The organism is Polaribacter litoreus (genome assembly GCF_054584775.1).
In genome coordinates, this window is the sequence record NZ_JBTLRD010000007.1 from 179,087 (window position 1) to 193,540 (window position 14,454).

Sequence of the window (14,454 nt, forward strand, 5' to 3'; positions counted from 1 at the left end):
TTAATTGATCAAAATTAAACTCAAAAATCATTGGTTATTTGTGTGAAACTTTTGCCTAGTTAAAATCAAACAAGCAACTGATGATGGAAAAAAATTAAAAATCTTACTACAAAGTTTTTATAATGTGAGGAAACAAAACAGTAAAAGACATCACAAATTGACTTAATTCGTTTGTTTCTTATCAGATTATAAAAAATTTAAAATTAACTTCTAAATATTCTTTTGTACCATGGTTTTTTAGATTGGTCTAAATATCCTACCCCATAACCATAACCATAACCATAACCATAACCATAACCATAACCATAACCATACCCTCTAGTCATATCAGTATCATTTAATACGATAGCCATATTGTTTAATTTCTTCTCATCATATAAATTTTGAGCTACTTTAAGCATGCGTTTGTCCAAGTAATTCGCTCTAGATACGTATAAGGTAATATCTGCATACTTAGAAATTAACAGCGTATCTGTAACCAAATTTACGGGTGCTGTATCTACAATAATAAAGTCATACTCATTTTTCACCTCTTTGAACAATTGTTTGGTTTTATTTCCTAACAATAACTCTGCTGGATTGGGTGGAATCACACCAGACGAAATAATATCTAGTCCTTTAATTTCTGGAATTGAAAATATAATTTCTTTTAAGGTTACAGAAGAATTTGTAATAAAATTGGTAACCCCTTTACGTTCTGGTATGCCCAAATATTCGGTCACTTTAGGTGCTCTTAAGTCCATCCCTAATAACAAAACCTTTTTATTAGACAAAGATAGAGCAGCTGCTAAATTGATGGATATAAAAGATTTCCCTTCGCCACTGGTTGTTGAAGTTACAAACACCGTTTTAGACTGCATCTCCTTATGATCGGAAAGCATAAAATCTAAATTGGTACGAATCAACCGGAAAGCTTCGGCTACCGTGGTCCTAGCATCTGAACCAATTACAACTTTTTTATCAGTTTCAGAATGGGGCACGTCTCCTAAAAAAGGAATATTAGTCAATTCTTCAACATCTCTTCTTGAATGGATTTTGGTATCCAATAAGTACTTTATATAAATTATGGCAAAAGGAAAAACTAGGCCTAAAAAAAATGCTATAATATATACCGTTTTTTTATTAGGTGACACAGGGTTACCACTGCTATAAGCACTATCAATAATTTTTGCATTTGGCACAGTAATCGCCAATGATATAGCTGTTTCTTCTTTTTTCTTTAACAAGTAAGAGTACAACTCTGAATAAATTTCTTTTTGTTTTTCAATATCAAAGATGCCTCGTTCTATTAAAGGAATTGAAGATACTTTACTAATACTTCTATTGGCCTCTTGATTTAATTTTTGCAATTGAATTTCTAAAGAATTCTTAAGATTGTTAAAATTAGATTTCAAATTAGATTTTAATGATTCTATACGCTCATTCAAGGCAATTAAGGTTGGGTTTTTAACACCGGCTACTGGAGTTAAACGATTTCTTTGTAAAACCAACTGATTATAAGTATTAATAGCATTAGACGTAATCTCATCTTGGAAGCCTAGATTCGCAGGTAAAATATCATCAGTAGTTGACTGATCCTCAATCTCTTTCTTCATCCATTTGACCAAATTCAATTGGGTTTGAACCTCAACGATTTTTTTATTATTTTCAGAAACAGTCTCTAGAGCAAGTTCACCTTCGACGACGTAGCCAGATATACCAAATTTAGTCTTATACTCTTTGAACTCATCTTGTATTTTAGACAATTCAAGACTTACACTATTTAAGCGTTCTTCAATAAAGTTTTTGGTTTTTATGGAAACTATATTTTTATCTTTAATAGCATCTTTATTATACTGGTTCACCAATTCATCTAAAACCGTTTCAGCTTTAATCTTTACAGGATCTGTTAAACTAAGGTTTAATACGCTCGAATTCTTATCTGCGGGTTGAATAGATATTCTATTTTTGTAACTGTTTACTACTTTATTTTTAGATCTTATATTTATCTGAAAACTAACACCAACCTGTTTACTTACATCATCAATCAACTTTACAATAGTAAAATCTCCTAAAATATCACTTTGCATAGCCTGTCCAAAAACAGCAGTTTGTACTTTTTCATCAATTGTATTGTATAATTCTATGGTGTTTTGATCGACAATCCGAATTATAAAAGAAGTATCTCTATCATTTTGAGCAAGGTTTTCTTCGAAAAACTTCAATTTAAATTGATTATTTGGATATATTTCTGTAGCTCGAATTCTTCCTTGATAATAATAACTAACATCTAAGCTTAAAGAATCTACTACGTAACCAATGATTTTCCTTGACTTTAAAATATGGATTTCATTATCAGTATTATTAGCTGAACCAGTTCCCACAATTCCCAAATCAGAAACTGCTTTTAACTCATCAGAAATACCAGATTTTGAGTTATCTTTTATTAGTATAGAAGAAGATGCTTGATACACTGGTGTCGTATATCTTAAGTACAAATACGCACCGATCATAGCAAAGAAACATGATAAAACAAACCACTTCCAATACTGCAGAAATTTTCCTACTTCCTCTTTTATGTTTATATTTTCAGTACCTTCCTGAGAATTGTATTGAAAATTTTCTTTATATTCTTGCATGTTTATCGAATTAAAAGTGCTACAACTGTAACTAATAAGCTGGTTATTGATATAAACAAACTTGTGTTAGAGTTTGATGAGGCTGACTGAATTCTTGCATAATTAGGTTGTACATAAACCACATCATTTTGTTGCAGATAATACACAGGAGAAGTAAAAATTTCTTTGGATAATAGGTCCACCTTGTATTCATTTTTTTGTCCATTTTCTTCTCTTTGCACCAATACATCAAACCGTTGCCCTGAAATATTTAAATCACCTGCTAATGCAATCGCTTCCAGAATGGTAATCCGTTCGTTAGGTATTGTGTAACTCCCAGGGCTTCTTACATCTCCCAATACACTCACTTTATAATTTATAATACGAATGTTAATATTAGGATTTATTATATAATCTGGGTCTAATTTACTTTTTAAAAATTCGATTACATCCTGTCGTGTTAATCCACCTACTTTTAATTTACCCAATACAGGGAAGTCTATTTCACCATCAGTATTCACCAAATAATTCAATTGCTGTTGCATTCCCATAGCTCCTCCACCTGTAGCAGAAAAATTGACCATTCCCAAGTTAAAAGGTACCACTGCTTCCGTATCTTGAGCGGTAATCACAATCTGCAACAAATCGTCTGGTTTTATAATCGTTTTGTAACTATTCGAAACTTTAGATTGATCAATTTCATCATTTTGAAAGTAAATGATGTCTTTTTTTGAGACACAGGCACTTAGTTGTAGTAACAAAGCCAGAAACAATGCATAAACTAAAAAGTTTTTCATAAATATATTTTGGGCTAAAATAGCAAATTCTTCGGAATAGTACCTAACTAATGATAGGATTTTATTATACTTTGTTTATAACGTTGTTCCGAAAGAGGAACGACTAAAGTAACATATAGATTTTATGTAACAGATTGCTTTACTTCGTTCGCAATAACAAAGCTCTCTGTCATTTTGATTGAAGCCTAAGCGGAATCGAGAAATCTCTTCCTATGTAAATTAGATCTCTCCACAAGGTCGAGATGACAAAACAAGTGTCATTTTGAGTGAAGCGATAGCGGAATCGAAAAATCTCTTACTGCGTAAATTAGATCTCTCCACAAGGTCGAGATGACAAAGCAAGTGTCATTTTGAGTGAAGCGATAGCGGAATCGAAAAATCTCTAAATACATAAAATTTCTTAATTACAGGAGAAATGGAAAAAGATCTCTCCACAAGGTCGAGAGGACAAAACAAGTGTCATTTTGAGTGAAGCGAAAGCGGAACCGAAAAATCTCTTAATACATAAAACTTCTTAATTACAGGCGAAATGAAAAAAGATTCCTCCACAAGGTCGAGATGACAAAACACTTGTCATTTTGAGTGGAACGTAAGTGGAATCGAAAAATCTAAATAAAAGTAGATAGTAAGATTCCTCCACAAGGTCGGAATGACAAAAGCACTCTGTCATTTTGAGTGAAGCGAAAGCGGAACCGAAAAATCTAAATAAAAGTAGATAGTAAGATTCCTCCACAAGGTCGGAATGACAAAACACGTGTCATTTTGAGTGAAGCGATAGCGGAATCGAAAAATCTCTTAATACATAAAATTTCTTAATTACAGGAGAAATGGAAAAAGATCTCTCCACAAGGTCGGAATGACAAAGCACGTGTCATTTTGAGTGAAGCGAAAGCGGAACCGAAAAATCTCTTAATACATAAAACCTCTTAATTACAGGCGAAATGGAAAAAGATCTCTCCACAAGGTCGGAATGACAAAAGCACTCTGTCATTTTGAGTGGAACGTAAGTGGAATCGAAAAATCTAAATAAAAGTAGATAGTAAGATTCCTCCACAAGGTCGGAATGACATAGCGCCTGTCATTTTGAGTGAAGCGAAAGCGGAATCGAAAAATCTCTTAATACATAAAACTTCTTAATCACAGGCGAAATGGAAAAAGATTCCTCCACAAGGTCGAGAGGACAAAACAAGTGTCATTTTGAGTGAAGCGATAGCGGAATCGAAAAATCTCTTAATACATAAAACCTCTTAATTACAGGCGAAATGAAAAAAAGATTCCTCCACAAGGTCGGAATGACAAAACACGTGTCATTTTGGGTGAAGCGAAAGCGGAACCGAAAAATCTCTTAATACATAAAACCTCTTAATCACAGGCAAAATGGAAAAAGATCTCTCGACAAGGTCGAAATGACATAGCGCCTGTCATTTTGAGTGAAGCGAAAGCGGAATCGAAAAATCTCTTAATACATAAAACCTCTTAATTACAGGCGAAATGGAAAAAGATCTCTCCATAAGGTCGAAATGACAAAACACGTGTCATTTTGAGTGAAGCGATAGCGGAACCGAAAAATCTCTTCATACATAAAACCTCTTAATCACAGGCAAAATGGAAAAAGATCTATCCACAAGGTCGGAATGACAAAAGCACTCTGTCATTTTGAGTGGAACGTAAGTGGAATCGAAAAATCTAAATAAAAGTAGATAGTAAGATTCCTCCACAAGGTCGGAATGACATAGCGCCTGTCATTTTGAGTGAAGCGATAGCGGAACCGAAAAATCTCTTAATACATAAAATTTCTTAATTACAGGAGAAATGGAAAAAGATCTCTCCACAAGGTCGGAATGACAAAAGCACTCTGTCATTTTGAGTGAAGCGAAAGCGGAACCGAAAAATCTCTTAATACATAAAACTTCTTAATTACAGGCGAAATGAAAAAAGATCTCTCCACAAGGTCGAGATGACAAAGCACGTGTCATTTTGAGTGAAGCGAAAGCGGAATCGAAAAATCTCTTAATACATAAAATTTCTTAATTACAGACGAAATGGAAAAAGATTCCTCCACAAGGTCGAGATGACAAAACACGTGTCATTTTGAGTGAAGCGATAGCGGAATCGAAAAATCTCTTAATACATAAAACCTCTTAATTACAGGAGAAATGGAAAAAGATTCCTCCACAAGGTCGGAATGACATAGCGCCTGTTATTTTGAGTGAAGCGAAAGCGGAATCGAGAAATCTCTTAATACATAAAACCTATTAATTACAGGCGAAATGGAAAAAGATCTCTCCATAAGGTCGAAATGACAAAACAAGTGTCATTTTGAGTGAAGCGAAAGCGGAATCGAAAAATCTCTTACTGCGTAAATTAGATCTCTCCACAAGGTCGAGATGACAAGCTATACGCCATTACGAAGAAAGAACGACTGAAATAATCTGTAATTTATACCAACAACAGATTGCTTCACTTCGTACGCAATGACGTACGGACATTAAAACGCATTTTCATCCTTTTTAAAAAACATAGACCAAGCAGTGTTCATTACAATTTTAACATCTAAGAAAAAACTCCAATTTTCAATATACCATATATCTGCAGCGGCTCTGTTTTCCATATCTTTTATTTCTTTGGTCTCACCTCTATACCCATTGATCTGTGCCCAACCTGTAACTCCGGGTTTTGCAAAATGACGTACCATAAACTTGTCTACCAAAACACGATATTCTTCGGTATGTTTTAGCATGTGTGGTCTAGGGCCTACCAAAGACATGTTGTTTAGCAACACATTGATAATTTGAGGCAATTCATCAATACTGGTTTTACGCATAAAGGCACCGAATTGGGTTACCCTTTTATCGTTCTTAGTGGCTTGTACACTGTCTGAGGAATCATTTACAGTCATACTACGAAATTTAAAACAGTTGAACTCTTTCCCATCTTGTCCTGTTCTTTTTTGCACAAAAAATACGGGTCCTTTACTTGTCAATTTTATGATTATCGCAATAATTGGAAACAACCACGAAAACAAAAGTATTACAACCATAACAGAAAAAAATACATCAAAAGCTCTTTTTAAGAAGCGATTCGTGAAACTTGTTAAAGGTTCACTTCTCAATTTCATTATAGGTATATTTTGAATATAATCTATTGAAAATCGTTGCGATAAGTATTCTGAGAACTCAGGTATTACTCGAACCCGCATCATATTATTGTCTGCAAAACGAAACAAATCATTAATGAGTTTGCTTTGATGATAGGGTAATGAAATGATAATTTCGTCTACAGTATGATTTTCCAAAAAAGGAGTAATTTCAGACAAGCCTCCTTTAAAACATTTTTTTAGTTCACCACTTACCTTTGCATCCGTAAATAAACCCGCAATTTGAAATCCATAATTGGCATTTAAATATACTTTATCAATTAAGGTTAAAATATTTTGATTTAAGCCTACCAATAGAATTCGGTTTGCATTGGCTCCTTTTCTTCGATACGATTTTATTAAAGAAAAAGAAATAAAACGCCACAATAAAAGCAGGACAGAAAATATAAGTATCGCATACCCAAAAAACAATCTAGAAAACTTATAATCTGTAATAAAAAAAATGATGCCGCTACTTAAAAACGTAAAGGTTAAAATGGTGTATATGTTTTTCGATAATACTTTATGAAGGTATAAAATTCTGGGTATTTCATACAAATTGAACTTTAAGCTCAATCCCACCCAAAATACAACACCTGCAATAATTAAACTATTGTAGTATATTAAATCTGGTGTTTTTCCTTCAAAAACAAAGTACTTCGCCATAAAAAAAGACAGCATTAGCAGCACCATATCCACCAGTGAAAAAAGTAGCGGTATAAATTTTGATTTACTTTTAAACATCATATTAATTTTTTATTAAAACAACTTGTATTGCATGCAACACTATTTTGTGTTGTAATTCGAAAATTTAGGCAATACATATTGTTTTAATTTCCTAGAAATCTTAAAAAATAAAGTCACTACATCCAATAACTTAAACTTTCTAATAATTCTTAAGTCTTCTGTTGATTTTTTCTTTTGCAATTTTAGTGTGGTACTCTTTCCTCCTAAACGCATCCTTACTAAAAAATCATTTAAAAAATATTTTTTTATTTGGTTGTTTTTAAACCATCTAAGTGAAATTTCGTAGTCACTTGCTATCGCATACGACTCATCATAGATTCCATAATTTTCAAACACCTCTTTTTTTACATAAATGGTGGTGTGTAAAGGAATCCAACCAAAATTCAAATAACGCTTTTTAAAGGGTTTCGATTTGTATATTCTTTTCACAGTATCTATGTTTTCTCGTTCTACATAAATACCATTGGCATACAATAAATCTGCTTTAGATTTGATAAATGATTGTACTACGTTTTCTACAGAAGTGGGGGCATAAAATAAATCATCTGAATGCAATATTCCAATAATATCTCCAGTAGCCACATGTATGCCTTTGTTTAACGCATTGTACAAACCTTTGTCTTTTTCAGATTTGTAATAGCCCAATTGAGGTATAAAGGGTTCGATTAGCTTTTGTGTACCATCCGTTGAACCGCCATCAATCACAATATGTTCTATATCACCATAGGTCTGCTGTAATACTGATTGGATGCAACTTTCTATATAAGCTGCATTATTATATACGATGGTGATGATGGATACTTTCACAGGTCCTATTTTTCTTCTTTTAACAAGTTATCAAAAAATGAAATGGTCTTTTTTAACCCTTCATTCAGTTGTGTTTTAGGCTCCCAACCGCCCAATTTTTCTTTTGCCAAACGAATATCTGGTTGTCTTTGTTTTGGATCGTCTTGAGGTAATGGTAAATGTATAATTTTCGATTTTGAATTCGTCAACGCAATCACCTCTTGTGCCAATTCTAACATGGTGAATTCATTTGGATTTCCTAAGTTTACAGGCCCTAAAAATGTAGGATCTGAATTCATCATACGTACCATTCCTTCCACCAAATCATCCACATACTGAAAAGAGCGTGTTTGTGTACCGTCTCCAAAAATGGTAATGTCTTCTCCTTGCAAGGCTTGCACGATAAAATTAGACACCACACGACCATCTACAGGATTCATATTCGGGCCATAGGTATTAAAAATTCGAATAATTTTTATCGCTACGTTGTTTTGATGGTGGTAATCCATAAACAAAGTTTCTGCACAACGTTTTCCTTCGTCGTAACAAGAACGAATTCCTATAGGGTTTACATTTCCCCAATAACTTTCTGGTTGTGGGTGTACACTTGGGTCTCCATATACTTCACTGGTACTTGCCTGTAATACTTTCGCCCCAACTCGTTTTGCTAAGCCCAAAGTATTAATAGCTCCCATTACCGAGGTTTTAATCGTTTTGATTGGGTTGTATTGATAATGTACAGGTGATGCAGGACATGCCAAATTGTAAATTTCATCCACCTCAGCATAATAAGGAGCTGTAATATCGTGACGTACCATTTCGAAATAAGGGTTGTCTAATAATTTGATAATGTTTTTTTTGTTTCCAGTAAAATAGTTGTCTAAACAAATGACCTCATTGCCTTCGTTTAATAATCGTTCGCATAAATGAGAACCTACAAAACCAGCTCCTCCTGTAATAAGTATTTTTTTCATCTTGATTTTATTATTTTAATTTTATTTCTATACGTTTTAATTTCTTTATTTTTTTTGAAACTTATAAAGTCAACTTCTATGAAACATAAACCTCTTTCATTTAGTTTCAATATTGATAGTATCAAATCCTCTCATAGCACTAAAAATACTTGAATTCAACAACTTCCTATTTTTATTAATTTAGACTTATGTTGTAATTTTCTTTTAAAAATGCTCTAATTTTCTGTTTATCTTGTCCACAATTCTTTCGGATTTCATACACTTTTGCATCAACCAATGCTCTATACCACCAGCCTTGTAAAAAATGCCATATAAACCCCTCTTTTCCCTGCGTAAACCCTAATTTAAAAAAATACCGTATTGTAAAGTAAGTAAAACTTCTCCAGAATAAAGGCATTTTGGCATATTTCTTTTTTTTGGCTCTTTTTTGTTCCGCATCTTCAGACAACTTCAAAGCATCGTCTTTTTTATGAAATAGATTTAATTCTAAATCAATGAGTTCTATAGCTTCTTTTATCGAATAGTTATTGTGTTTTTGTATCCACCATCCTAAAGGATTCAAATTATGATCTATAAAGTAATTTTCAAATACCATAGATTTTCCTTGACTGAGCACAATATGTTCATCCATCCATCGATCTTCACATACGCCATGACCATTTCTAAACAGTCTTAAAATATTCATTTGAAGCATGCCTTTTTCCATCAACACATTCAAAAAATACATTTTACGTTCAAAAACAATTCCAGATATACCTTGGTCTATATTTGGCAGTTTTTGATGTATTTCTGCAATCAATTCATCTGTGAGGTACTCATCTGCATCCAAACGAAAGATCCATTCCGTTTGAAACGGCAAATTTTTTAACCCCCAGTTGACTTGCTTTGAATGATTGTTCTCCCATTTATTTTGAAAAACCTTTGCTCCTAAAGACGCTGCTATTTCAACAGTTTTATCCGTAGAAAAGGAATCAATCAAAAAAACTTCTTTAGAAAATTTAAAGGCGTTTTTTACAGAACGTGCTATGTGCTTTTCCTCATTATAGGTTAAAATAAATGTAGAAATAGATGTATTCATTTTAGTTCTTCAAATTAATATTTTAATACTCTTTTCTTTATAAGTTTAGCTGGATTACCACCGACTACACCCCATGGTTCTACATCTTTAAAAACCGCTGAACGAGCGCCAATAACAGATCCTTGTTTAATTTTGACACCTGGACCAACAAATGCCTCTGCTGCCACCCATACTTGATCTTCAATAACTATGGGTTTTAAAATCAAATTATTTTGTTTGTCTGATATGTCATGGCTTGATGCACATAAATATGCTTTTTGTGATATTGTTGTGTGCGCTCCAATAGTAATTTTTCCTTGATTATAACAATCTACATTAGGCCCCAAAGTGGCGTAGGCTTGCATTTCAAGATTCCATGGCGCCCATATTTTTACGGAAGCATATACATGCGATGACCATTTAATTTTAGCCCCAAAACATTTCAAAACCAATACACGCCATTTTTTAAAAAACCTTGACCCAAAAGGTCTAAATAAAACGAATCGTATTACATTCCACACAAGTCTTGATATTTTATTTTGTAGACTAAAGCTATGGTTGTATTTCGATAAATCTAGATTACTTTCCATTGTGTTTGCCATGCTATTCTAGAATTGTAGTATACAATTCTTTAATTTCTTTAGCTACAGATTTAATATCATATTTATTTTTAATTAGCCTAATGCCATTTTCTCCTTTTTGTGTGAGAATATCTGTAGTTGTATTTATAGCTATATCTAATGTTCTTTCCAATTCCGCTAAGCTTAATTGAATCCACCAACCACAGTTTTTTATTTTTAAATTTTCCCAAGGTGTACCTTTCGTTGTGATCACTGGCACACCCACAGCCAATGCTTCTGCCACTACAATTCCAAAATTTTCACTATAAGTAGGTAGTACCATAATATCTGCACTTCTCAAAAAACCCCATTTCTGATCACCAAATTGGGCGCCTACAAATTTAATGTTTTTTATATCCTGTGCACTTTTTTTTAATTGATTTATATAACTATCCTCTCCATTACCCGCTATTTCTAATACCCATCCCGTTGTATTTATTGTACTCCAAGCATCTATCAACAATTCTATTCCCTTTTTAGGATGAATTCTAGATAAAAATACCATTTTTTTTGTACCGTAATGCGTTTTTACTTTTTTTACTTCACTTAAATCTACGCCATTAGGGATAATTTGTATTGGATTATTAAATCCTAATGTCCTAATATTGTTCTTTTCAAGTTCACAAGTGGCATGTATCCGTACCGCTTTTTTTAAATCAAAACGTTGGTATAAGAATAAGCCTAGTTTCTTTTTCCAAGGTCTTTGTTGTAAAATCCAAGGCTCTAGCATCCCTCTTGGGGTAATGATGTAAGGGATATTTTTTCTACGAGCCCACCAAGCCATTATATGCAAATAAGGATCCCAAACATGCTGTAAGTGAATTAAGTCAAATTCTTTATTTGAAATTGAACGACCAAAGGCCATTAATTTTTGAAAAGTCAAAAATTTAACTTCCAAATTTTGTGAAGTAGCAATAGTTACGGGATGTGAACTAGGTCTTGTAATAAGCGTGATATTTACGCCTATTTTAGCTAACTGCTCGCAAGTCTGCGGTACACTTCTAGAAGGACCTCCTGCGCCTTTATCTAATGAACCAACTATGTGAATTACATTCATTTAATATAACTTTTAAAAGAATTATAAGCATTATTTGCCCATTTATCAATCGTCCAAAGACTACCAAGTTTATTACTAAATACCGACATCTGATTTAGCTTTTCTAAAGGTAGTTCATGTATTTTTATCATTGCATTTTTTATACTATCTTGTTTTGTGCTTGTAAGATATCCATTTTGTCCTTCTCTTAGAAACCAGGTGGTTGCACCACAAGCACTGGTGCATATTAGAGGAAGACCAACTAATGCTGCTTCATGTATCACCAAACCCCAGTTCTCGTGTTTACTAGGCAATATAAAACAAGAACTTTCCGCCAATTTAGAAGGTAAATCTCTGGGTTGTGAGAAGTTTTCAACTTCTATACCATCAATATCTTTACACAAGTATTTTAAAGGTCCAGCACCAACCATCATTAAACTCCATGGATTTGATACTGATTGTCTATACATCTTGTAAGCTTCAACTAATTCTTTTATGGATTTTTGTGCTATAAAACGACCTACAAAAACAAATCTTCTTGCTTGTAAGTTTGGTTTTTGATCTTGAAAATTAGTTGTATTTGCACAATAAAACCCTTGATGAGGTTCTAAATAACCTAATCGTTTAGCGAATTGTGCTTGTCGATCACCAGGAATAATAAAATTATTTATTACTGGTTTTAGAAAATAGGGCGCAATAATTTTAGCAATATGTTGCCGTAAACTGCTTGACCATTGATTGTCAAAACAAGAGATAACAGGAATATTGCTTTTTCTATATTGTTTAGATAGCTTCATGTAATGTTTAAAATTCCATGAGGCCATAAAAATAATGTCTGGGTCAAAATCTTTAGCAATGGATGCAATAGTATTAAAATTCTTATCTTTATCTTCATATGAGTTTACACAAAAGGAAAGATCAAAAGGATTAAATGGCGCTTCCGATTTTGCAGGCTGATAAATTAATACCAATTCAACCTCCTTTTTATTAGCTAACTCTCTAAAAGATGCAACCATATAGTCTGATAGACTAGCCCAAAGTACAATTATTTTCATAGTAAGTTTTTTAGTTATTGCGTTCCTTTTTTACAGATGCTATAAAATTTAAAACATTATTAGCCTGCTTTTCCCAAGTCTTATTTTCTAAAAGAAACTTTGTATTTTGACGAATGGTTGAAATCTGTTTGTCATTATACTTACAAGCCTCTTTTATTTTAGCAGCCCATGCATTAGCTGAATCGTCGGTTGGCTCAACTAAAACATCCTTATAATCAGGAGACATTCCAGGTAGCAAGGAACTTAAAACTGGTTTCTGATACTTTAAATAAAATAAAATTTTTGAAGGAAAAATCATTTTGGTGCCCTGATGTTTATTATCTCTAGGCGATAGAAAAGCAAAAGCATTCTCACACACATCATGTAACTCTTCATCAGTTACAAAACCTCCTACATATATTCTCTTATCTTTCTCAGCCAATTCCATTAATTTAGCATTAGTACCTTTCCCGTAAAATTTAAATATAACATTGGGATTATCAATTTGTTGAATAGCGTCTAATAAAACATTTAAACCTCCATATTCAGCCATTTTTCCTGCATATACAAAAATTTTATCCTCCGGTATTTTGTAGTTGGGTAAATTACCACTCCAACCACAATCCATATGTAAATTATTAGGTAAAGGTGAATTTTTATAACCCCACCAAGATAAGAAAATTGCACCAGCAGAACCTTCTGTATCTTTTTTGAACTTAACCCAGTTATCTTTTTCAGGATCATCTAAATCTAATACAACATTAATCCAAATAATATCTGGATATTTTGCTATAACTTTCTTTATTGCATTGCAATAATGTGGATAAGTATTGTAGTTTAAAATAGCTAGCGGAGTTCCATTTTTCATTATTGATGTATGTATTTTACGAGATAAGGTTTTTGCAACAGAAAATTTTCTTAAAAAAGGGAGGTTAAAGTATCTTACAATTTTTTGATTTAGAGACTGGTCAAGGAATTTTTGTTGACCAGGTATTAATTTCCCTTTTGGAAAATATGCATCCCAAATTGGAGCAAACCCTTCAACTTTGACTTGATTAGCTTCGATACCCTGTAAAAAACCTTTAATCCACTGCGATGCAGAAGGTGGTTCTCCTTTATAGCGTTTTAAGCCGTTAAAATTGAGTGCAGCTCCGCACCATAGTATTCTATCTTTCATATTATCTTAAATATTCTTTTAAATTTTTTATTGGTGCAATTACCCTCGCTGGATTACCTCCTACAATTGTCATTTCTGGTACATTTTTTGTTACAACAGCACCTGCCGCTACTACTGAACCTCTACCAACAGTTACGCCTTTTAATATAATTGCACGTGATCCTATAAATACATCATCTTCAATAATTATTGGAGCAGTGCCAATATATTTGCCATTGTGTCGTAATTTTGGATGTATTGGGTGCGCATCACTATCTGTAATTAAAACTCCACTTCCCACTAAAACATTATTACCAATAGTAATATTTTTACCTGAAATTGTACAACCAGAAACCCCTACATTTTCTCCGATCTTGATTAATGAATTAGGAGCTAAGGCTTTAATGATAACTTTTTGTATGACACCTATAGAATTTTTTTTTGGATCACTACAAGCTTTAAAGTTCACCCCAATAACTATTTTGGAGCTCTTATCTTTTTGAATTATAGGTAA

The 14,454-nt window shown here is 33.0% G+C and carries 11 protein-coding genes; all 11 read right to left on the bottom strand.

The window, feature by feature from the left end; genetic code table 11:
• Nucleotides 1–203: 203 nt before the first annotated feature.
• The 11 genes from ACW9UN_RS08260 to ACW9UN_RS08310 all read right to left on the bottom strand — a co-directional run bounded on the left by ACW9UN_RS08260 (nucleotide 204) and on the right by ACW9UN_RS08310 (nucleotide 14,409).
• Entirely contained in the window at nucleotides 204–2,618 is a 2,415-nt protein-coding gene (locus tag ACW9UN_RS08260; protein WP_459485666.1) for a GumC family protein, read from the bottom strand.
• Between the two features lie 2 nt (nucleotides 2,619–2,620).
• Nucleotides 2,621–3,358, bottom strand: a complete 738-nt coding sequence (locus ACW9UN_RS08265; protein WP_459485668.1) for a polysaccharide biosynthesis/export family protein — start codon at nucleotides 3,356–3,358, stop codon at nucleotides 2,621–2,623.
• A 2,524-nt stretch (nucleotides 3,359–5,882) separates the two neighbouring features.
• On the bottom strand, nucleotides 5,883–7,277 hold the full coding sequence (locus ACW9UN_RS08270) for an undecaprenyl-phosphate glucose phosphotransferase (protein WP_459485669.1): 1,395 nt from the start codon (nucleotides 7,275–7,277) through the stop codon (nucleotides 5,883–5,885).
• A 39-nt stretch (nucleotides 7,278–7,316) separates the two neighbouring features.
• On the bottom strand, nucleotides 7,317–8,084 hold the full coding sequence (locus ACW9UN_RS08275; protein ID WP_459485671.1) for a glycosyltransferase family 2 protein: 768 nt from the start codon (nucleotides 8,082–8,084) through the stop codon (nucleotides 7,317–7,319).
• Nucleotides 8,085–8,089: 5 nt separating this feature from the next.
• Nucleotides 8,090–9,037 carry a UDP-glucuronic acid decarboxylase family protein gene (locus ACW9UN_RS08280; RefSeq protein WP_459485673.1) on the bottom strand — a complete coding sequence of 316 codons (948 nt, stop codon included), beginning with the start codon at nucleotides 9,035–9,037 and terminating at the stop codon, nucleotides 8,090–8,092.
• A gap of 175 nt (nucleotides 9,038–9,212) precedes the next feature.
• Nucleotides 9,213–10,115, bottom strand: a complete 903-nt coding sequence (locus ACW9UN_RS08285) for a glycosyltransferase family 2 protein (RefSeq protein WP_459485674.1) — start codon at nucleotides 10,113–10,115, stop codon at nucleotides 9,213–9,215.
• Nucleotides 10,116–10,129: 14 nt separating this feature from the next.
• Nucleotides 10,130–10,684: an LbetaH domain-containing protein gene (locus tag ACW9UN_RS08290; RefSeq protein ID WP_459485676.1), complete on the bottom strand. Its 555-nt coding sequence runs from the start codon at nucleotides 10,682–10,684 to the stop codon at nucleotides 10,130–10,132.
• Nucleotides 10,685–10,697: 13 nt separating this feature from the next.
• Nucleotides 10,698–11,771: a glycosyltransferase gene (locus ACW9UN_RS08295; protein ID WP_459485677.1), complete on the bottom strand. Its 1,074-nt coding sequence runs from the start codon at nucleotides 11,769–11,771 to the stop codon at nucleotides 10,698–10,700.
• Nucleotides 11,768–12,805, bottom strand: a complete 1,038-nt coding sequence (locus ACW9UN_RS08300; RefSeq protein WP_459485680.1) for a glycosyltransferase family 4 protein — start codon at nucleotides 12,803–12,805, stop codon at nucleotides 11,768–11,770. The genes ACW9UN_RS08295 and ACW9UN_RS08300 overlap by 4 nt, the downstream gene beginning before the upstream one ends.
• 10 nt (nucleotides 12,806–12,815) lie before the next feature.
• Entirely contained in the window at nucleotides 12,816–13,961 is a 1,146-nt protein-coding gene (locus ACW9UN_RS08305) for a glycosyltransferase (protein ID WP_459485682.1), read from the bottom strand.
• Between the two features lies 1 nt (nucleotide 13,962).
• Entirely contained in the window at nucleotides 13,963–14,409 is a 447-nt protein-coding gene (locus ACW9UN_RS08310; RefSeq protein WP_459485684.1) for an acyltransferase, read from the bottom strand.
• Between the last annotated feature and the right edge of the window lie 45 nt (nucleotides 14,410–14,454).